The sequence below is a fragment of the Mycoplasma sp. 1781 genome (assembly GCF_053851675.1).
Genome location: NZ_JBSQBC010000003.1, coordinates 50,553 through 73,145 on the forward strand (window position 1 = coordinate 50,553; position 22,593 = coordinate 73,145).

Here is a 22,593-nt window from a genome sequence, read left to right on the forward strand (position 1 = left end):
GTATATGATGCTTTTTTATCATTGCTATATTATATAGCAAAAGGTAAAAAAATATATTTTTGGTGAAATTGACTAAAAAAATTTAAATGTTAAAATTTAAAAAGGCAACTTAAATTTAAAAGAAAAATTTAATAATTTATATCTGTAGACAACTAGATTGAATAGTTCAATCATTTGCTAGGGTTATCTTTTTGAAATTACTTTACTTTATTTAAATATAAAAGTCTTAAAATTTATTAGTATATGATTTTGTAATCATCAAAATAGTTTAGGAGAAAATATGAAACTTTTTAAAAAGGCAAGGGAAATTTGTGTAATCGGCATTGGCCGTTTTGGACAAGCGGTTATAAGAAAACTTCTTTTAGATAGAACGAACAATATTCGATTAGTACTAATTGACCAAGATGAAAAACACCTTCTACCATTTAAAGATGAAGTTGAAAACATTTACGTCGCTGATTGTGCTGATAAAAAAACTCTTGAATCAATTAATGTTAAGGAATTTGATGTCGTTATCGTTGCGACATCAGACAACATTGAAATTGTTGCAGCGCTAGCAGAAATAGGTGTGCAAACAGTAATTGCAAGAGCATCAAATTCTCGTCATTCACGTGTTTTAAAACAAATTGGTGTCAAGTGAATCGTTTCTCCAGAAGAAGAAGCAGGAACAAAAACAGCTATCCTAGTTTCGGATAATGCTTTGACAAATTTTTCGGAATGTATTACTGAAATTCAAGATGGGTTTGTTAGCTCAAAAGTCGGGATTAAAAATCATGAAATAATTGGCAAGAAAATTAGAGAAACAGAATTTAGAAGCAAATACTCCGTATCAGTTTCATTAATTCAAAGAGGCGAAAGTTGATTTCTTCCTAGCGGCGACTTTGAAATAGAAAATGGTGACCTAATTACGTTTATTGGTAAACTTGAAGATATTATAAGAGTGACGGAATTTTGTACCAAATCAAAATAATCTAAATAAAATAAGGAGAAAATATAAAAATATGTCAGAAATTAATTTTGAATTAATTAACAAGTTTGAAGAAAATTATGAAAATAATATAAATAACAAAATTATTGAATCAGCCATTTTTAAAAATGGATTAAAACAAAGCTCAATAAACAATGAGGCAATAAAAAAACATAATTTTGTTTTTTCTCATGAAACAAAAGTAGGGAATATTACTAATCAAAAAGCATCAGGAAGATGTTGAATTTTTGCTGGCTTAAACTCTATTAGAACTAAACTAATGGAAGAATTTAATGTTGAATCATTAGAACTTTCACAAAACTATATTCATTTCTTTGATAAATTAGAAAAGGCAAATTTCTACTTAAATTGAATTGAAAATGAAGGACTAAAATTAGAGAATGAAGATCGCCTATTTAGATATTTTAATACTAACCCAGTTTCAGATGGTGGCTATTGAGATTTCTTTACAAATCTTATTAAGAAATATGGAATTGTAACAAAAGATGCAATGAATGAATCATTCAGTTCCGAAGCCACGAGTGAAATGGTAGAACAAATTAATTGAAGATTAAAGGCTTATACTGCTAAAATGAGACAAACATTTTTGCAAACAAATGATTTAAATAAAGTTTCTTTACTAAAAGAAAAAGCACTAGAAGATGTTTATAACATTTTAGTAAAATCATTAGGTAAACCACCGAAGGAATTCAAATTCGAATATATGAATAAGGATAAAAAATATGTATCATTAGATAAAATGACGCCAGTTGAGTTTTATCAAAAATACCTAAGCAAACATATTGAAACAAAAATCACTCTTGTATCTGATCCGAGAAATAAGTTTCCACATAATTCTGTCATCCAAGCCCCTCTATGCAATAATATGGTTGGCGGTACTCCCTTAACAATGATTAATATTGATATCGAGATAATGAAAAAAATTATGATTAATCAAATTAAAGCAGGGGACCCAGTATGATTTGGATGCGATGTTTCTACATTTGGAAATAGAGAGGGCATCCTAGATTCCGAACTTTACAATTTTGATCTAACACTAACAAAAACGCCAGACTTCTCAAAAGCTGAAAAATTCGAATCAAGAGCTTCAGTAATTGCTCATGCAATGAATATGGTAGGAGTAAACCTAGATTCCCAAGGAAAAGCAATTAATTGAAAGGTAGAAAATAGTTGAGGAAGCGATCGAGGATCAAAAGGTTTTTGGTCAATGAGCGACCAATGATTTACTGATTATAATTACATGGCTATTGTTGATAAGAAATATTTAGATAAAGAAATAATTGAATCATTTAATAAACCTATTTTTACGATTTCTCCATTTGATCCACTATGTGATGAATAATTAATAGCAAAATACCAGTTTAATAGCTTGGTATTTTTTTCCTTTTGTAATCATAATATTTATTAATTAAATTATAATTAATAATTATTTATTAAGGAGTTTTATGATTTCAATTGATATGGCTAAAATTAATAGGTTTATAAATATATCCACCAACGCCATTAAAAAAATTTTACACCCAATTGAAATTGAAGAATATTTAAAAATCAGCGACTCTAAAAAACCAATATTTTTAGCAACCAGATGAGCATTAAAAGAGTGCATATTCAAAATTGACAATTCAATATTTAGTTTTAAAAACATACTAATCAAAAAAACGAATGCTGGAAGATATACATATGCCAATTACCAATTATCTACAACTAGTGAAGATGGTTATGTTGTTGCTGTTGCATTTAAATCCTAAAAAATAAAACAAGGAGAAAAACTTATGACACTAAAAACAAGAAAATTTCTTAGATTTATTCCTTTACTACACAACTTTGTGAGACTTTTGGCAAAAGCAAAAAGAAATAGAGCAATGCCAGATTATTATAAAGACGTTGAAAAACAACATTTTATCCACAAATATAGTTCAAATATTTTGCGACACCTGAATGTCGAGGTTGAAGTTGAAGGATTTGAAAATATTCCAAGTGGACCTTGTTTCTTAACGCCTAATCATTCAACTTATCTAGATCCTTTAATTATTGCTTCAGCTTTATGAAACCATGGTAATGGCGAAAGAAAATCAAAACCAATGACATTTGTTGCTAGAGAGGAAGCTAAACAAAAGAAATCAATTTACAAAATTAGTCAACTAATTAGCACCTTTTACATAAATACACAAAAGCCAAAGGAAGCGTTAGCAATTCTAAGAGATTTTGGGCAATATGTTAAAAAACACCAAACTTGTGGTGTTATTTTCCCTGAAGGCACTAGAACAAGAGATGGCAAGATAGCTCATTTTAATAGTGGTGTATTTCTAACAGCTCAATCAACCTACATTCCCCTTGTACCAGTAACAATAAATAACGCAGCTAATGCTCTTGATAATAAAAGACAAGGAAAGCTTGTCGTTAAGGTAATTTTTCACCCTTCAATAAAACCTCAGCAATTTCAAACACTAGATAAAAAAGATTTTGCTAACTGAGTTAAAAATATTGTTTCAAGCAAATATCAAGATCAAAATATCTCATCAGATGAAACCATAAAAAATACTTTTACAAAAAGAAAATAGAGAATAATCAATATTATGAACCATACAAACACACCAAAATCAAGTAAATTATCTTCAGAAGATGACAAAAAAATAAACACAAGTACCGAAAGCGATAAACATATTTTTAAACTTTCTAATTTTGATGGTCCACTTGACCTTTTAGTAACACTAATAAGAGAAAAGAATATTAGTATTTTTGAGGTAGATTTAATTGAATTGACTGCTCAATATTTAGAAATTATTAAACACATAGAAAGTTATGAAATTGATCTTGCATCAGAATATTTAGTTATGGCTGCAACACTAGTTCAATTAAAAGCAAGGATGTTATTACAAGACCCAGAAGCAGAAGAGGAAATCAAACAAGAAAAGAAAAGATTGCTTGAACAAATTGCGGAATATGAAAAGTTTAAGGAAATTTCCTCAATATTAAAAAAACAAGAAGAACAAAGACAAAACTTGTTTTCAAAAGAACCAGAAGAAACCGAGGAATTTGTTAAAGAAGTTGATTCAACAATTCTTGATGGACATTCTAATAGCTCGAAGTTAGTTATAACATTAAGAAAAATGTTTGAACGAACATATTCAGAATTAATTAGAAATATTACTATATCAACAGTTGCTGTAAATCCTGAGGATCAAAAAAAGAGAATAATCAGTCTTTTTGTTAATAAAAATGAGGTTATGTTTAATGAGATTTTTAATGTCCCAACAATAGGCCATTTTGTCATAACAATGTTGGCCGTTTTGGATCTTGCAAGACAACAAATTGTTATTTTAGAACAAGATGTTGATGAAGGTATTATCAAATTTAAAAAAGGAATAGAATATGAAGAATAAAATAATTGAAGCACTACTATTCGTTCAAGGAAGTGAAGGATTAAGTTCGGAACAAGTGAAAGATATTTTTAAATTAAACACCATCCAAGAAGGCAGAAAAATATTAAGAGATTTCAAGACTTTTTTTAATAACCAAGATCATGGTATTAAGGTTTATGAATTCAATGATGTTTATAAATTTCTTACAGTTGAGGCTGTAAAGGAATATATATCTGAACTAGTTACAATTGTCAAGAAACAAAGACTTTCAAATGCAGCTATTGAAGTAGCTGGAATTGTTGCATATAAACAACCAGTAACTCGTTCAATGATTTCAAACATTAGAGGTGTTGTTAGTGACGGTATTGTTGCGAGTTTATTAGAAAAAGGAATTATTGAGGAGGTAGGTGTAGCTCAAACCCCAGGTAATCCCATCATTTATGGAATAACTAACAAATTTTATGATTATTTTAAAATTAAAACACTGGCTGAACTTCCTCCTTTTCCTGAATTTAGCCGCTACTCGAATATCGAAGAAGAAATGGCTGATGAAAATTTTGACTTATTTGATTCTCAAAGAGTCGACGCATCCAATAATGAATTATTTGTAGAGGAAACATATAATGAATAAATTTAGAGCAAAAAAAGATGATGTGGATCGTATTCTTTATAAATACATATTAAAAGTATGTGACAATGTCCCGAAATCACGAATTGAAAAAATTTTTCGTGAAAAAGACATAAGAGTAAATGGAGTTAAAACTAACGATAAACAATATAAATTACAGTTAGACGATGAAATTATTGTTTATGGAATTTCTGAAATTCAAAAACCAAAAAAGAGAAATACTGCAAATATTAATTTTAAAGTTATATATGAGGATAAAAATATTTTAATTGTTGATAAAGCAATAAACATCGCAATGCATTCAGAAGAAAATTGCCTAGATGACCAAGTTCATAAATATCTAAATTTTAAAAAAACTTCTTCTTTTGTACCGGCTTCAATCGGCAGAATTGATAAAAAAACTAGTGGTTTAGTGGTATATGCAAAGAACTATAAAACCTTAGTAGTTTTTGATGAATATCAAAAATATTTTGAAAAAATTTATCAATTTGTTGCAGACTTTAACGAAGAAAAGCTTGACATAACTGTACGCCTTGAAAAAGATATTAAAAATGAAAAAATGCGAGTAAATCCAGATTTTGGAATAAAAGCTAGAACCATCTTCTTCAAGGAAGGAAACCGTAGTTACGCTCAAATTGTTACAGGAAAAAAGCACCAAATCAGGGCTACTCTTGAATATCTAAAATCTCCAATTTTGGGAGATACTAAATATGGTGGAAAAAAAGCAAAAAGATTATATTTGCATTCATATTCAATAAAATTTCAAAATTTACCTGATGAATTTAATGAATATAATAATCAAATTTTTATATCTCAACCGCGTTGATAAAAAGGACCAAAAATGAACGATGAAGAACTAAAAACAATAGCAAATAATTTATTACTAGACCCATCTGATGAAGTTATTAATATGGCCAAAAAATTATTAGACTCAATTAACCAATCGCTAACTGATCTTGACGAAATAAATCTAGCCAATATAAAACCGTTATCGCATATCAACGAATCTAAAATTTCTTTTAATGATTTAAGAGACGACGAAATATGCGATTGCACTAAAATCGACAAAGAAAAACTTCTTAAAAACGCATATAATAGCAATGAAGATCTAGTTATTATGAAAAGAGTTGTTCATGAAGAATAAAAATATTCAAAATATAATTGATAAATTATTACAAGATGATAATAATGCTATATCCTACATTTTCAAAGATGCTAAATTAAATGATAGTAGTCTTCCACTATCCAATACAATATACACAATAAAAGATAACTATGCTGACATAAATGTTGAATGTAAAGCCTCGAGCTTGTTTTTGCACAATTTCAGACCTGGATATAAAGCTAGTGTTATTAAATTGCTCGAAGAAAATGGGTCAACATGTGTTGCTAGAACAAATCTTGATGAATTCGGTCTCGGGGGATCGGGGGAGTATTCTGCCTTTGGTTTAATAAAAAATCCTTTAAATAAAGAATATCTAGTTGGTGGATCATCATCAGGAGCTGCTGCCACTTTTAGTAAAGATATTGACTTTGCAATTGGTTCAGATACCGGAGACTCTGTAAGAAAGCCTGCTTCAAATATCGGCGAGATTGGATTTAAACCGTCATATGGAGCAATTAGTAGATATGGACTTTTTGCATTTGCCTCTTCATTAGATACTGTGGCTTATTTTACACACAACATTAAGGACCTAATAAAATTATCATCAATATTGTATAAGCAAGATCTAAAAAATGATTTAACTTCAATTGATCTTAGTTTTAAATATGATGAGATTAAAGAAGAAAAGCCAAAATCTATTGCCTATTTAGATTGTTTTGATAAACTTAATCCAGAAATTGCTAAATCATACAAAAACTTTCTTAATGTGATGGAAAAAGATGGAATTAAACTAATTAAAATTAAAGAAAATATAAAGCTTCTTAACTCAATAGATGTAGTTTACAAAATAATCGCCTTTTCAGAAGCATCTTCAAATCTCGCCAATCTTACTGGTGTTTCCTTTGGATTAAGAGAAGAAGGCAAGGATTGGATTGATACATTCAAAAAAACCAGATCAAAATATCTGGGCAAAATGGTTCAATCACGTCTAATTCTAGGATCTTTTTTTCTCAAAGCCAATAATCAAATTAGATACTTTGTAAAAGCCAAAAAGATGCGAAGAGTCTTGGTTGAATATTTTGAAAATATTCATAACACAGCTGATGTGTTTGTTTATCCTGCCTCTAATGATGTTGCTCCCAATATTAAAAATGGGTCAAAATATAAATCATATTTAGATTTTATTTTAACTTATGCAAATCTAGTTGGGAATCCATCATTAACAATGAAACTTGGTATTGATTTAAAAAACCATTTACCATTTAATATTGCTTTTGATACAAAAAGAAATAATGACAAAAAGTTATTTAGCCAAGCATTATATTTTGAAAAAAAACTAGGAGAAATAAATGTATAAAAATTGAGAATTAGTTATTGGTATTGAAATACATATTGAACTTAATACAAAAACTAAAATGTTTTCATCACAACCTAATCTTTATACATCCAACCCTAATATTTATGTATCGCACATTGATTTAGCATATCCAGGTTCATTACCGATCGTAAATAAACAAGCCATCATTAAGGCAATAAAATTAGCAAAAGCTTTAAATATGGAAATCGACCATAATATTCGCTTTGATAGAAAAAACTATTTTTATCCAGATTTAACAAAAGGCTACCAAATTACACAACAATTTAATCCAATTGGCAAAAATGGAAAAATAAAAATTAAAGTCAATAATGAATGAAAAGATATTGAGATTGAGAGAATTCACCTAGAGGAAGATACAGCTAAATCTCTTCATGAAGGAAATCAAACCTTACTAAACTACAATCGTTCAGGTGTTCCGTTAATCGAGATTGTCTCTAATCCAGTTCTTCATAGTGCTAAAGAAGCGGTTGCATATGTTGATGCAATAAGAAAAATTGTGCTAGCTCTTGACATTTCCGATGCCAAAATGAATGAAGGCAGCTTAAGAGTTGACTTAAATATTTCTGTTAGAAAAAAAGGAACTAATGACCTAAACACAAGAGTTGAAGTAAAAAATTTAAACTCAATTTCTAATATTGAAAAAGCAATAGAATATGAATATAATTGGCAAACATCATGTTATGAAAGCGGCCAAACTTTCTCGCAACAAACAAAAAGATTTGATGAATCTAAACTAAAAACTATAACAATGCGTTCAAAATCTGACTCAATTGATTATAAATATTTTCCAGACCCCAATATCCCTTGTATCGAACTAAAACCAGAATTTGTTGATAGCATTGCCATTGAAGAACTACCATATGAAAGAGAAATGCGTTATCTAAAATATGGGTTAAATAATGTTCAAATTATGCAATTAATTGAAAATATGGAATATGCAAGTTTCATTGATATGCTCAACACAACAGATTTTAAAAAGAGCGTGAATATTTTCTTTGCCGAAATCGTTTCATTTCTAAATCAGAATAATTTGTCATTATCAAAGCTAAAACTAAATATTGATGTTATGTCAAAAATCATTCAATATACAATAGATGAAAAAATACAAAAGACCAGCATAAAAACCATCCTAAGTATTCTAATTAATCAAAACGAAAACAATGATATTGATGAAATAATTAAACAAAATAACCTTTTCATTGAACACAAGGAAATTTCATTAACAGATATTATTAAAGAAATTTTAAATGAATTCCCAACTTTAAACAAAGAATTTGAAATAAATTTCAACAGAGCTTCAAAATTTATGCTTGGCCAAGTAATGAAAAAAACTGCTGGGAAAGCAAATGCAATTGAGCTAAGCAAAATAATTAAGGATCTTTATGAAAAAAAGGAATAAAAACTTACTCCAGACCGGTTGAAATAATGATAAAAACCAAGAAAAAAAACTAAATAATAATGCTAATTCTATTTCAGCAAAACAAGTAATAAAAAATAAAAATAAACAAAACTTTTTTGAAAAGGCTTTAAAGGCGATTATATATGGGATTCTCTTTGTTGCTATTCCAAATTACTTGCGAAGTTCGAAAGTAAAAGGAAAAGAAATAGTTAGATCGACATATGCTAAAATAAACTCAAATGAATTTGCCTTTGTTCCAACAGGATACGCAATGTACCTTTTTCTTTCATTTATACCGACTCTAGGTTTAGTTATAGGAATTATTGGAGCAATAAATTCTCAGTTAGAGATTGTTATCAAAGTCACAATTCTAGGCCAGCTAATTCCCGGTATTGAAAACGTTATTCCGGCATTTTCAGAAATTTGAAGTAGCCCAGGCGGAATTGCTGCATTTATTTTTCTTACCATATCTATATTGTGAATATCATCAAAGGGCTATAGCAAATTTATTTGATCATTTGATGCTCTATACGAACAAAAAACTTCATCCTCAATGTGGAGAACACGAATCAAGGGATTTATAACAAGCATAATTATCACAGTATTACTCGTAGTTTTTTTATTAGTTACATCAGCTTTTCTTAACTTTATATTAAAGAATGTGTTTAGTATTAATGTTGATCACACAACAACACTTAAAATGTTACCCTGAGAATTTCAACTTATTTTTTGAATTCCAACAGTTTTATTTTTACCCATAATAACATATGTAGCATTTTTATTTTTCTTTAAATTTGCACCTAACTTTAAACTAAAATTTTCACATGTAAATCCCGGCGCACTAATAGTAACAGTGCCAACTACCCTATACATTTTAATTTTTGGATCTCTAACCTCAGTATTTGATTATAAGAAATTTGGTGTTGTCGCATCATTTATGTATATCATTTTATTACTAAGTGTTATGTCATATTTTATCTACACTGGCGTAATAGTTAATTCTAGCTTTTATAAAACTTTTATTAATTTACCCATTCTCGAGAAAAATAAGTGATTTTCAAGAAAATATTAGCAAAGCATAACCATACTTTATAAGTAGTTTCAGAATATAATAATATAATTATTATTAAAAAGATAGCGAAGGAAAAGCATGAATTCAAAGTTACCAGGCGGCTTGAGTCATTATATTAGATGGCTAAGATCACAAACAAATATTTCATTCAAAAAATGAAACCCAAAGAGAATTGCCTTTGTGGGTGTTTTAATTGCTATCTCTGTTGTTTTCTTTCTAATTTCAGTAAGAATTTTACCAATTAGCGCCCTACCATCATTTAAATTTGGTTTTATAGGCCTACCAATAAAAATTACAGGTTTTATTTTCGGACCGTTTGTCGGAATGATCACAGGAGTATTGGCAGATTTCATTTCATTTGCCCTAGTTCCTACATATTATAGTTTCTTATATACTATTGCAGTGGCTATTGCTGGATTTATTCCAGGAATAGCATCATATTACTTTTTTAACATAAATGAACTTTTCTTTTCAAGAAACTACCGAATATATAAATATAAGCAAATTGTAGAATTTTTTAAAATTCAGTTTGCTGAAGCACTAGCAAAAGGGAATTCTGAAGATTTACAATATTTTTCAGAAAAAATTGCATTCTATGAAGTTAAAATCATTATTTTAGAGAACAAGCCAAGACCTACGGCAATGATGAATTTCTCATTTATTTCTACTTTAGTGCTATTATCCTTGCAAATTTTAATCATTGTAACTATATTTTCTAAACTTGACAATTCAATATTCGAACACAATCGTTTTGTTAAAAATAAAACATTTTATATTCTACTAACGACATCTGGTTTTATTGGAATGATTTTATTTGTTGTTATATATCGCCTTTTTGTGAGAAAAAAATACCAAACGTTCCTTGAGGTTATGGCCATTATTTCATTTAGCGCTCTACTAGAACTGGCAAACACCGTGTTACTCGCATGAGCCGATACTCAAACATTAAAAACTGATTTTTGAGTTAATTTTACTGGTCAAACATTAACGGGTCCTGTTAAGATTTTCTTTAATCTAGCTGTCATACTTGCAACATATAGAGTTGTTGCATCGCTAGTTAAAACAAAGGAAGGTGACAGATTCTAATGAATAAGAAAAAAATTACTGGTTTTAGAGTTCAAGAACTAAAAAAAATAAATAAGATCAAAAAAAACAATTATTACTCATTCGAATATCTTATTAATGATTTAAATTTTAAGCTTTCTAAAAGCAGTATTTTAGGCATTATTGCCGATAATATTCAATCTAAAAAAAACATTTTCAATCTCTTGATAGATAGAGATAATAAAATCAAAGATTTTCAAGGATTTATCGAATTTAAACAAGATGATGAAAATTTCTATATGATAGATTCAAACCAAAATTTCCGTGATAATCTTGCATATGGCTTTGAAAGCGATGAGCTATTTGAAACAAAATCAGAAGAAACTGTTTTTGCTTATCTGAAAAACTATATAAAAGAAAATAAAGTTACTAGCTCATTTAATAATATCTTTAAAAATAGTTGAAAAGATGTCTACCAAGATTCGAGATACCATTTTAGATTAGAATATTCTAAAACAAATTACCAACTTCAATACTCATTAGAACCATTAGTAAATGAATTAAAATTAATACTCTCAAAAAATAATGCGCAAAATCTTAATAAATTAAATCAAAATGACCAAATTTTACTAATGCAAAATCTCTCAGGCATTATTCATAATATCGCAAAAAATATACAAAATCATGAGCAATCCTTCTTTACATATATAGAGCAAACAATAAAGAACTATGTTTCTGGAAAGTCGTTAATGCAATATAATGAATATAAAGAAGCCAAAACTAATTATCTTGAAATATGTTCAAAAAAAGACATAAACTCAAATCATGGTTTTAAAAGTAAATTACTAACTAAGATAAAAAAAATAATAGACAAATTAAAAGAAAAAAAACAAGTTAAAAAGGAAAATAATAAATATTTTTCTAGATTAAGAAAAAGCTTCAGCAATGAAATTCTTTTAAATAAATTTCATTTAAAAACAAATCTTAAAATTGATTCTTTTAATCACTATTATGGTAGATATTATATTAATAAAATAATACAGCGTTTTTTAACAAAACATTTCTTTCTAATTTCACTTCTAAATCGCAACTCCCTACTTTCGTTTATTGATGATTTATATGATTTGAGAAAAAATATAATCAATGAAATTAGTTTATTAGGAACTTACTGAACTAGAACACAATTAAAAAAGCAAATAAAATTAATTGCTAATTCAATGATAACCAACAATTTTAGCTCATTTATCGAAAGATTTAAATCGCTAAAAAATAAAAAAAATCACTCCCCAAGCTTATTACTTGTAGACAAAGAAGACAATAATGAGAAAACTAGCGATTATATTGATATTTCAACAATTAAGGAATACGAGTATAAGTTTGAAGAAAAACAGGCAGAATTTCATTGAAATGTTGAAAATATCGGTAAAAGTATTAGGGATGAAACAAAAAATTACAATTCGAAATTAGCAAATGTTTTTCAAAATAATATAGAAAATGCCAAAAAAATATTTAAAAATATAAAAGAATTATTAACCAACCTCCACTCATTAAATAAAATTGAATTTGAAGAAGATTTTAATCGAGAATTAACCTTTTTGAATCCTTTTTTAAGAGCATTTTTTAATCTAAAAGAATTAAGCTTCTTACTTAATAATCTTTTTAATCAGTTTCTAATCTATAAAAGAATTTTTGAAACAAGTGACGCTGAAGAAGCGATGAAAAGAATTATTTTTAAATCCAATATTTATAGAATCCTTTTAAATGCAAACCTTTCGTTGGACAAACTTACAATGAAATTGTCTTATCTTTCTAAGGATGAAAAAATTGCTCTTGAGCTAAGTAAAATTTTAATCAACAATCCAAGCTTAATTGTAATCGGAAACAACATTGATAAAATTGATGCTAAAAACCAAATCGAAGTACTTAATAAAATAAATGAATACATTTTTGAACATGAAGCCATCGGGATTTACTTATTAAGTGATATAAAAACGGCCAGTAAGTTAACAACAGATTTGCAAATAATGATAAACTCGCGAATTATTGAGAGAGGTAAAACAAACATTGTTGTAGACAACCCGATAAATCCAGTTGTTAAAAAAATGTTAGACAAAAAAGATTATTACCTATTATCTAACTATGAAGAATTTATTGATAATATTGATGAAATTGAAAATATTTTTGAATATGAAATTGCACCAGATCATTATATAAGTTGCAAGTGAAATCAATTATCTAAATGAATAAACAAAGATAACACTCAGAATAAAAAAATAAGAGATATTTTTTCATTTGATCGCTCATTAAATAAGAATGAAAAAGCTATTAAGGATAAAAGAAATTACGATGAGGAGAAAATTATTGATTTCAGTATACAAAACATTGCTACAAATTTAGGAGATAACATGGATAAGAATTTTAATCACAAACTCGTTGAACAAGGACGCCATCAAAAGTGAATAGATATGAAAACCTTTTCAACACATGATATCAAAAAACCTCCTTTTACAATAATTTTGCCGCCTCCAAATGTAACTGGAAAGCTTCATATCGGGCACGCCTTAGATACATATATTCAAGATACAATTATTAGATATAAAAAAATAAAAGGATTTGATGTTATGTGAGTGGCTGGTAAAGACCATGCAGGCATCGCAACACAAGCCGTTGTTGAAAAAAGATTATCAGAGAGCGGAAGAAATAAATATCAACTAGGACGAGAAAAATTTATTAAAGAGATTTGAAAATGAAAAGATGAATATTCGCAAAACATTAATGACCAATGAGCAAAACTTGGGTTAGCGCTTGATTATAATAGCGAACGATTTACTCTTGATAAGGATGCATCGGAAGCGGTTGCAAAAGTCTTTATTGATATGTATAATAAAGGATTGATTTATCGTGATACAAAAGCAATTCTGTGGGATCCAAAGCTAAAAACCGCATTATCTAATATTGAGGTAATACCCACTGAAACTAATCAAAAAATGTATTACATTAAATATCCATTTAAAAATGATAAGAATAATTACTTGCTTGTAGCTACCACCCGTGTTGAAACAATGTTTTCCGATGTTGCAATTGCCTTAAATCCAAATGATGAACGTTTTAATTCACTAAAAAATAAAACAGTAATTCATCCATTAACCAAAAAAGAAATTCCAATTATTAGTTCAGAAAATATTGATCCCAATTTTGGGACAGGGGCGATGAAAGTTTCAGCTCATGCTATTGATGACATTGAAATTATCAAAAACTATGGTCTTAGCATCAACGAGTGTATTAACGATGATGGTTTAATGAACTCATTAGCCAAGGAGTTTCAGGGGTTAGACCGTTTCGAAGCAAGAATAAAAATTGCACAATATCTTGAAACAAAAGGTTTTATTTACAAGACAGAAAATATTATTTCAAATATTGGCTATAGTGAAAGAACCAAAGAACCAATCGAAATATTAGTAAAACCACAATGATTTGTAAAAATGAATTCACTTTCAGAACAACTTCTAAAAAATCTAGATTCTATGGAAGGTGTAAAAATAATACCTAAACGATTTAAGGATAATCTAGTCAAATGAATGGAAAATGTTCATGATTGAACAATTAGCAGACAAATTTGGTGAGGTCATAGAATTCCAGTATGATACAAAGGCAACGAAATTAAAGTACAAACTGAAAAACCTGGTAATGAATGAATTCAAGATAGCGATGTTTTAGACACTTGATTTAGCTCAGCATTAGCGCCTTTTGTATTTTTGGGCTGACCACAATCATCAGAAAAATTAAAAAGATACTTTCCTACAAGTTTATTAGTAACGGGATATGATATTATCTTCTTTTGAGTATCAAGAATGTATTTTCAAAGCCTAGAATTTATGGACAAGATACCATTTAAAGAGGTTTTATTACATGGGTTAGTAAGGGATTCGCACGGACGCAAAATGTCTAAATCACTTGGCAATGGTATTGACCCAATTAAGGTTATTGACGAATATGGATCAGATGTTTTGAGAATGTCTTTAATATTTAATTGCACACCTGGATTAGATATTAATTTTGGAGATGAAAAAATTCAAAGCGCAAGGTTATTTATTAATAAAATTTGAAACATTGGTCGCCTAATAAAAAATATTCCTATTAATATTAAAAGCGAGTTGCAATATGAAAAATTAGACAATTTCGATAAATGAATATTACTAGAATTTTTAAAAATGACATCTAAAATTGATGAAGCAATGAAAAACTATGAATTCACCGTTGTTTATAAACATATTCAAGAATTTATGATCAATAAATTTTCATCATGATATTTAGAGTTTTTAAAATTCAAAAAAAATGATTATTTTATTCATTATTTATTTAGAGAAATCTTAATAATGCTTCAACCATATATGCCTTTTGTTACAGATTATTTGTTTCAAGAAATATACAACGAGGAGCTTTGGGATAATGCACTTGCCAACTACACAATTGAAGATACATTTAATTCAAATGAAATAAACAACCTAATCGAACTAATCACTACGTTTAGAAAATATCGTGAAGAAAAACAAATATCTAAAAACATTACATTAAACTACTTTATCAAAAACTTCGATATTTCTGAAAATCAACAACTAATAATCTTTAAATTGTCAAATTTTGTTATTGGCGAAAATAATGACTTGACTATCCAAACCTCCTTTGCCAAGGTCTTCATTAAACAAAGCAAAGAAGATAAGGAAAATGAAATTATTGAACTTAAAAAGTTAATTGAAAAAACGAAAAAAGAAATAGAATTTAATAAAAGTTTTATCAATAACCCAAACTTTATGAAAAATGCTAGTGAGGATAAAATTAAAGAAAAACAAGAAAAACTAGCACTACACCAAAGAAATTTAGAAGTGTACGAAGAAGAATTAACCAAGAAGGATAACTCGTAATAACTTTAAAAAACGCACCTTGTTTGTGCGTTTTTTCTTACTGAAATAGGGCTTTAATTAATAATTTTTATTTTATTAAAAAATGCTCTTCTTATTGAATTAAGTTGAAACTCATCAATAATTTTTACGGCGTCAAGGGTTAGCTCAACATTCACTATATCTAATAAATTTAATTTAATACCTTCTAATTCAAAATTAGTAACTAATTTAGCAATATGTTGATCTCTGAATGCAATAGATTTATAATCAATGAATTTTTGCGCAAGCCTAGAAGATGATAAATTTTCTAGATTTTCATAAATATTATCAAGGGTTTGATATTGATCAAGAAGTTTTATAGCTGTCTTAGACCCGACACCCTTAACACCAAAAAAGTTATCGCTTGAATCACCGACTATGGCCTTATAATCAACTACTTGATTAGGGTTAATACCATAAATTGATTTAAAATTTTTTGGCGTTAAAATAACAATACCTTCTTTTGTTTTTTTAATGATTGAAGTATATTCATTAATTAATTGATTAAGATCCTGATCGGCTGAAAAAATTATCTTTTCAATCAAGGGATATTCAAAACATACCTTGGCAATTAAATCATCTGCTTCAACCCCTGTTTTTTCTATATTTACAATATTTAAAGATGTAAGTAATTTTCTTATTATAGTCATTTGATTATAAAATTCATTCGGCATTTTTGCTCGGCCTTCCTTATAATGCTCATATAAATTATGACGAAAAGTTTTCCCCGCTGCATCAAATGCTATAAAAATATGCGATGGCGAATATTCTTCAATAAGATTAAACAATGTTCTAAAAAATAATAATATTGTACTTGTTGAAACGCCTTCTGCGTTTGTTAAATAAGTATTATTCTTATTTATTGCAAAATAAGAACGATACGTTAAATAAGTACCATCAATAATTAATATTTTTTGTTTCATTATTTAATTACCTCGTAATTTCTTAAAATAATTTTATTATCTAATTTTCTTATAAATTTAATTTTTACAAGTCTGCGTTTAAGTTTGGATAGCTCAGGATCAACTCTAAACATAAAAGCAACTACTTTAAAACTTGAATCTTGAAAATCAATTCTTTGATATTGTCTACCATTTTTATCATTTCCAACTATTACATTAACACATTGAACAATCATTACATACTCATTATTAGGTCTTGTATCTATTAATCTATTGCCATCAATCTCGTAGTTTTGTGTTGTTGAATAATTGTATATTTGGCCAAGCAATTCAATTTCATTTTTTTCAACTATTGGAGCTTCATCTTCATAAACATTTTGTGGTTCACAATTAATGATTTTATCAACAATATCAACTGTATTTTTAAATAAATTTTGTTGTACAAAAACACTAGAATTAGAAGATGAATCAATCTCTTCAAGCATTGTTTTTTGACTTAATTTAAAATTCCGCAATGCATTAGCCTTAATCAATGTCTCTAATGTCGATTTACCAAATGTTTTAATTTTAAACAAGCTAAAATAACAATGTAAGAAATTTTTATATTGGCCATTTACTTTGCGATCATTAATAATTATCCTTATTATCTCGGGACCAATGCCTTTGATTAAACCTAATGGTAAAATTATTTTATTATCAGAAATTATTGCCTTATTTGTTGAAAGATTTATTTCTGGACTAACAATTTGAATGCCCATGGTTTTTGCTTCATTTGCATATTTTGAAATCGTCGCTTGGGCTCCATTTGAACTTGTAATGCATGAACTATAGAACTCTAATGGAAAATTTGCCTTTAAATAAGCCATTTTGAATGTTAGCATTGAATAAGCGACAGCATGCGATTTATTAAATCCATAATCAGCGAACTTTTCAATATTACTAAAAATTTTATTAGCCACTTCTAAACTATATCCATTTTTAGTTGCTTGTCCAATAAATGAATCCTTAATCTCATTCATTTCATCGGCTTTCTTTTTTGAAATAATTTTTCTAAACAAATCAGCCTCTTCGAAAGTCATATTTGCTACTTTCTGAACTATTTGCATAATTTGTTCTTGGTAAATTATAATTCCATATGTATCTTTAACAATTTCATCATATTCCAACGAGATGCTTGGTATTGGTTCTATACCTGCTTTTCTCTTTGCATAGCTTGATACATAAGCCATTGGTCCTGGCCTATTCAATGATATAATAGCACTAATATCCTCAAACGTGCTTACCTTAATTTGCTTTAAGGCCTTAATCATTATAGGGCTTTCCACTTGAAAAATACCGGAAGTATTTCCTTGCGAAAGAAGATCAAATGTTTTTTGATCATTATAATCAATAATGTCTCAATCGATATCCTTTTTTGTTTTCTTTTTAACTTCATCTTCAATTTGCTTAATTGTCGATAGGGTTCTAAGGCCTAAAATATCCATCTTTATTAAACCAAAATAGTCAAGGTATTCCATGCTAAACTGCGTTTGTTGAAAATTATCAATATTTTTAAAAGTCGGCACAAGCTCCATTATTGGCCTTGATGATATTACAATTCCAGCGGCATGTGTTCCTGTTTGACGATAGAAACCAGAAATTCGAGACGTTTGGTTGATAACGTTCTTAGCAAAAGAATTATCTGTTGGCTTAATTTGCTGCAAAGCACTAATAAATGCCGTATTTTTATTTGCTTCTTCAAATAAACTTCTGTCATCAGACGAAATTAATTTTGAAACTTGATTTATTTTATCGGAAGATACATCTTTATAAGTTCTCAAAACATCTCTAATCGCAGATTTTTTACCTAGAACAGAAAAAGTTACAATATTAGCAACACATTCATACCCATATTTTTGTACAAGATAATTAATAATTTCATGTCTTTGGTCATCCTGAACATCGACATCAATATCGGGCATTGAAATTCTTTTAGGATTAAGAAATCTCTCAAAAATAAGATTGTATTTTATTGGATCAATTTCTGTAATTCCAAGAATATATGAAACCAACGAACCAGCCGCAGAACCTCTTCCAGGACCAATTGAAATCCCCTTTTTTCTAGCCCAATTAATTCAATCTTGAATAATTAAAAAATAATCCTCAAATCTTAATTGTGAAATAATTTGAAATTCTTTTAATAGTCTATCCTTATAAGCTTGGTTTTCAAAAAGTGCCTTGATTTTATTATTATTTTTAATTTTTTCTCATATTAAAAATTTTAGATAGCCTTTTGAATCAAGGTTTTGTTCGTTTTTAAAAAAGGGTAAATTATATTTATTTTTTTGATGTTCAAAATATATTGACTCAACAAATGCATTAGTTCTATTTACTAATTTATTCATCAAGCCATCTTCATCATCAACATCAAAAAACAAAGTACCATCAAACAATATGTTATTTGTCTTATTATTCATTTTATTCAGTAATTCTATAATCATAAAATCCTGAAAATCGACTGTGTTAAAATTATTTACAACCAAAATATTCTGAAAATAAGAACAAAATTCTTTATTTTTTTCAATATCTATGATTGTGAATCCTATATAATAATTCGATTTGTTTATAACATTTTTAGTTAATTTAAAGTAGCTTAAAATAGGGTTTTCTATAATAACAATATCATCTTCAAAATTAAGAATATTATTAAGATAAATTATTTCATTATTTAATAATTGATAAGATAGCTTTTTAAGGATCTCAAAACCTTTTTGATGCTTAGCAAACAAGATAAATTGGTATCATTGGTCATCAATCATTAGTTTTACATCAAGCCCGAAATTAGCCTTAATGTTATTTTCCATGCATTTTTTATTAGCTTCAGCTAAGCTAAAAAAATGATTCTTTTCTGTAAATGCAAGATAATTTATACCACTATTAAGAGCTTGTTTTATTGCTTCATCAACAGTTATTGTACTTTCTAAAAAAGAAAACGTCGTATTAAGATGTAGGTTATTTAATTTCATAGTTTAATTATAAAATAATATTAGGTTTAATTTTAAATTAGAGACGTTGAAAGGATATAAAAAAATATTAAATAAAAATTCTATAATGATGATTTTTAAATAAAAATAATAGAATTCAACTTAAATCAAAAAGATATTTTTATAAGTAATCAAAACTAGCCATTTTTAACCCAAAAACAGTTATTTTTTTAAACATTTTCATGTAGAAAACTGAATTTTTTTTATAAATTTTTCTTAAATTTAGATGATAAAGGCTATTAACGATGTCTATAAATTACACTAAAAATACTTAGCCCCCAAAAAACTAATAAAAATGAGACAAAACATTCTCTTAGTCCCATAAAATAATTTTGCTATCAAGTAAAAATGCGTTTTAACATAAATTAATTTTATGCAAAAACAAATATATAAACAAGAGGGGGGATAAAAATGGATCAAATTAAATTTTTGGTTGATAATTCAGCCGATATTTCTTCAAAAGATTTAATTAATTTAAGAACCTTCTATTCTCCTATTATTGGAAGTCTGGGTGTTGCTTTTTATCAACATTTATATGATTTATATAATATAAATAGACTAAAGAAATATGATTTAGCCAAAACTTCAGAATTTCTAGTTATGTCGATAAACCAAATAAAAGATGCTAAAAATAAATTAGAGGGTTTAGGTCTAATTAAAACCCTGCAAGACAAAGATGGCACTTTATTATTTAAATTAATAAAACCACTATGTGCCAATGGAATTGTAAAAAATTCCCTTATCGCTAATTTGTTAAAAAATAAATTAGGTGAAGTTTTATATAATAATTTAATTAAGAATAATGCATTTTATTACTATGACGAAACAGAATTTAATAATGTTTCAAAAAACTTTTTTGAGGTCTTTTCTAGTGAAAAAATTTCTTTGCAGCAGGAAGATTGCTTTGATTTTAAAATTATTAATGAACATGAATTAATTGAAGATCTCACTTCAGAAGAATATATTAGTTACCACACAAGAAAAGAACTCAGTCCATCGCAAATTTTAATGTTAAAAAAAATAAAGTCATTAAATTTTAAGGATAATGCTATTAACAATATAATAAAATATTCAATTTCCATAAATAATGCCATTATATGCAATTACATCCTAAAAATAGCCAATGACTTTGCGAGAAGAAACTTATATGATGCATATTTAATCGATAATGAATTATGTCAAGCTTCTCTAAATAGAAATAATAGCTATTCTTTATTTAGTAAAAAATATAATAATATTAATGATGATTTAAACGATGTACTAACATGAGATGACTAAAAGGAATAAATAATGGAGAAAAAGATTTTTGATTCAATATTATCACCTAATGAAAAAATAAATATTGATGAATTAAGGAATGAAGTTCTTTCAAAGGATTTTATTCAAACAGAAATTAAAAGATTAAACCTTAATGAAAAACAAATAAAAAAGGGTATGGGTATCTTACAAAGATATCATGATTCAGTTATCAAAAATCATAAAAAGCCTGACTATAAGCTGTTTGTTGATATTTATGGTTTTTTGGCTGAAGATTATAGTAATGATAAGGAGATAATAAGAAGCCAACAACTAGAAAAATTCTGATTAACATCAATCACAGAGTTAGATCCAATATTTAAGAAATATTTTCAAAAAAATAACAATTCGTCTGATGTTGTTGCTTTAAAAAAAACAACAAAAATTTTTATCGACTCATTACCTAAAACTATTGCTAGTGAAGATATTAGAGCTAAATTTAGAACAATGATCACCGGAAAAGGCGTTTTTGATTTTAACATTTGATTATGAGGAACCGATTTTACAATAAGCAATGATATTATTAAATATATAGCTCTAATGAATGTAATTAGCCAAGGCAAGACAGTAGCCTTTTTAAATGCTAATGAACTATATAATTTTCTATCATCAAATAAAGAAGAAAAACAATCAATATGTTATTATTTGAATAATGTTGATGTATTATTCATTGCAAATCTTAGTTTAGGTTTGAAATCCCAATGATTTTTTGACTTGTTAATTAACATATTTGAAACGCGTATACAAAAAAAATCACCAATTATTATTTCTTCAACAAAAGATCTTTTGAATAAAAACACAAAATTACTAACTACATACTATTATTCAAAAGATAATGAAAATGATTTAGAAGAAGTTTTTAAGACAATGGTGGCTAATTTCTTTAAAAAAATTGTAATTTCATAAAAAGGCGTTAAATTGTAGCAAAAATGAGCCACCTAACATATATAGCAAAATGTTATATGCGGTTTTATTATTCATGAAATAGAAAACAAAAAATTAGATGTTATAACTACATATTCCAATTTAACAAATAAGCAATTATCTTTAAAAGCAAAATGTTCAATGTCAACCATAAAAAGATTAAAACAAAAATTAAAAAATGCTAAATTATGCAAAAAAGAAGTTAACTTAGCACATGGCAATCAATGAGGCGATAGAAAAAAGATTTACAACAATGATTTAATTATCAATTATGAAAAAAATATGAAAGCAAAAAATAATTGCTGGAACAAAAAATAGTTCTTGTAATTCATATATGTCTTAGTGTTTGTTTTATGAGAGAATAGCTAATGCAAAAATATCATATAGCCAATTAACAAAAAGACTTACACAAAGCGGTTTTCTAAGTACTTTTGCTCATAAAAATACAATAAAAAGACAAAGAACTTTTGTAAAAAAATATACCTTATAAGCCAAATATTTTGCCTAAAGAAAAGATTGCAAAACCAACCAT

Annotated in this window: 18 protein-coding genes; 16 read left to right on the top strand and 2 right to left on the bottom strand. The window is 27.4% G+C overall.

Going from position 1 to position 22,593, the window contains the following annotated elements; genetic code table 4:
- Positions 1-280: 280 nt before the first annotated feature.
- From ACWXVP_RS00740 to ACWXVP_RS00800, 13 genes are all read left to right on the top strand, one after another.
- A complete protein-coding gene (locus ACWXVP_RS00740) occupies positions 281-970 on the top strand; it encodes a potassium channel family protein (RefSeq protein WP_456012627.1) in 690 nt (229 codons plus the stop codon).
- Between the two features lie 31 nt (positions 971-1,001).
- Positions 1,002-2,330 carry a C1 family peptidase gene (locus tag ACWXVP_RS00745; protein ID WP_456012629.1) on the top strand — a complete coding sequence of 443 codons (1,329 nt, stop codon included), beginning with the start codon at positions 1,002-1,004 and terminating at the stop codon, positions 2,328-2,330.
- Positions 2,331-2,433: 103 nt separating this feature from the next.
- Positions 2,434-2,736, top strand: a complete 303-nt coding sequence (locus tag ACWXVP_RS00750) for a 4'-phosphopantetheinyl transferase superfamily protein (RefSeq protein ID WP_438340408.1) — start codon at positions 2,434-2,436, stop codon at positions 2,734-2,736.
- A gap of 24 nt (positions 2,737-2,760) precedes the next feature.
- Positions 2,761-3,549: a 1-acyl-sn-glycerol-3-phosphate acyltransferase gene (locus tag ACWXVP_RS00755; protein ID WP_438340409.1), complete on the top strand. Its 789-nt coding sequence runs from the start codon at positions 2,761-2,763 to the stop codon at positions 3,547-3,549.
- Between the two features lie 15 nt (positions 3,550-3,564).
- Positions 3,565-4,371, top strand: coding sequence for a segregation/condensation protein A (locus tag ACWXVP_RS00760; protein ID WP_456012630.1), 807 nt, complete (start codon positions 3,565-3,567; stop codon positions 4,369-4,371).
- Positions 4,361-4,981: an SMC-Scp complex subunit ScpB gene (scpB, locus tag ACWXVP_RS00765; RefSeq protein ID WP_438340411.1), complete on the top strand. Its 621-nt coding sequence runs from the start codon at positions 4,361-4,363 to the stop codon at positions 4,979-4,981. The genes ACWXVP_RS00760 and scpB overlap by 11 nt, the downstream gene beginning before the upstream one ends.
- On the top strand, positions 4,974-5,807 hold the full coding sequence (locus ACWXVP_RS00770) for a pseudouridine synthase family protein (protein WP_455993846.1): 834 nt from the start codon (positions 4,974-4,976) through the stop codon (positions 5,805-5,807). The genes scpB and ACWXVP_RS00770 overlap by 8 nt, the downstream gene beginning before the upstream one ends.
- A gap of 12 nt (positions 5,808-5,819) precedes the next feature.
- Positions 5,820-6,122, top strand: coding sequence for an Asp-tRNA(Asn)/Glu-tRNA(Gln) amidotransferase subunit GatC (locus ACWXVP_RS00775; protein ID WP_444704842.1), 303 nt, complete (start codon positions 5,820-5,822; stop codon positions 6,120-6,122).
- Positions 6,112-7,440, top strand: coding sequence for an amidase family protein (locus ACWXVP_RS00780; protein ID WP_456012631.1), 1,329 nt, complete (start codon positions 6,112-6,114; stop codon positions 7,438-7,440). The genes ACWXVP_RS00775 and ACWXVP_RS00780 overlap by 11 nt, the downstream gene beginning before the upstream one ends.
- Positions 7,433-8,860 (top strand): Asp-tRNA(Asn)/Glu-tRNA(Gln) amidotransferase subunit GatB, encoded by a 1,428-nt coding sequence (gene gatB / locus ACWXVP_RS00785; protein WP_456012633.1) that lies wholly within the window; start codon positions 7,433-7,435, stop codon positions 8,858-8,860. Before ACWXVP_RS00780 ends, gatB begins: the two co-directional genes overlap by 8 nt.
- On the top strand, positions 8,844-9,932 hold the full coding sequence (locus tag ACWXVP_RS00790) for a YhjD/YihY/BrkB family envelope integrity protein (RefSeq protein WP_438340416.1): 1,089 nt from the start codon (positions 8,844-8,846) through the stop codon (positions 9,930-9,932). Before gatB ends, ACWXVP_RS00790 begins: the two co-directional genes overlap by 17 nt.
- Positions 9,933-10,010: 78 nt before the next feature.
- Positions 10,011-11,018 (top strand): hypothetical protein, encoded by a 1,008-nt coding sequence (locus ACWXVP_RS00795; protein WP_438340417.1) that lies wholly within the window; start codon positions 10,011-10,013, stop codon positions 11,016-11,018.
- Positions 11,018-15,898 carry a valine--tRNA ligase gene (locus tag ACWXVP_RS00800; RefSeq protein ID WP_456012635.1) on the top strand — a complete coding sequence of 1,627 codons (4,881 nt, stop codon included), beginning with the start codon at positions 11,018-11,020 and terminating at the stop codon, positions 15,896-15,898. Before ACWXVP_RS00795 ends, ACWXVP_RS00800 begins: the two co-directional genes overlap by 1 nt.
- Before the next feature lie 53 nt (positions 15,899-15,951).
- Here ACWXVP_RS00800 and ACWXVP_RS00805 read toward each other — a convergent pair whose 3' ends face one another.
- The gene (locus tag ACWXVP_RS00805; protein ID WP_456012637.1) at positions 15,952-16,839 is read right to left on the bottom strand and encodes a 5'-3' exonuclease; all 888 of its coding nucleotides are present in this window, start codon (positions 16,837-16,839) and stop codon (positions 15,952-15,954) included.
- Positions 16,839-19,823, bottom strand: coding sequence for a DNA polymerase III subunit alpha (gene dnaE, locus ACWXVP_RS00810; RefSeq protein WP_456012639.1), 2,985 nt, complete (start codon positions 19,821-19,823; stop codon positions 16,839-16,841). Before dnaE ends, ACWXVP_RS00805 begins: the two co-directional genes overlap by 1 nt.
- A 429-nt stretch (positions 19,824-20,252) precedes the next feature.
- On the opposite strand from dnaE, the gene ACWXVP_RS00815 reads away from it, so the two are divergent.
- The 3 genes from ACWXVP_RS00815 (at position 20,253) to ACWXVP_RS00825 (ending at position 22,379) form a co-directional block, all read left to right on the top strand.
- On the top strand, positions 20,253-21,119 hold the full coding sequence (locus tag ACWXVP_RS00815) for a hypothetical protein (RefSeq protein WP_438340421.1): 867 nt from the start codon (positions 20,253-20,255) through the stop codon (positions 21,117-21,119).
- A 12-nt stretch (positions 21,120-21,131) separates the two neighbouring features.
- Positions 21,132-22,043: a hypothetical protein gene (locus tag ACWXVP_RS00820; RefSeq protein WP_456012641.1), complete on the top strand. Its 912-nt coding sequence runs from the start codon at positions 21,132-21,134 to the stop codon at positions 22,041-22,043.
- A 159-nt stretch (positions 22,044-22,202) separates the two neighbouring features.
- Positions 22,203-22,379: a hypothetical protein gene (locus tag ACWXVP_RS00825; RefSeq protein WP_456012643.1), complete on the top strand. Its 177-nt coding sequence runs from the start codon at positions 22,203-22,205 to the stop codon at positions 22,377-22,379.
- Positions 22,380-22,593 lie beyond the last annotated feature (214 nt).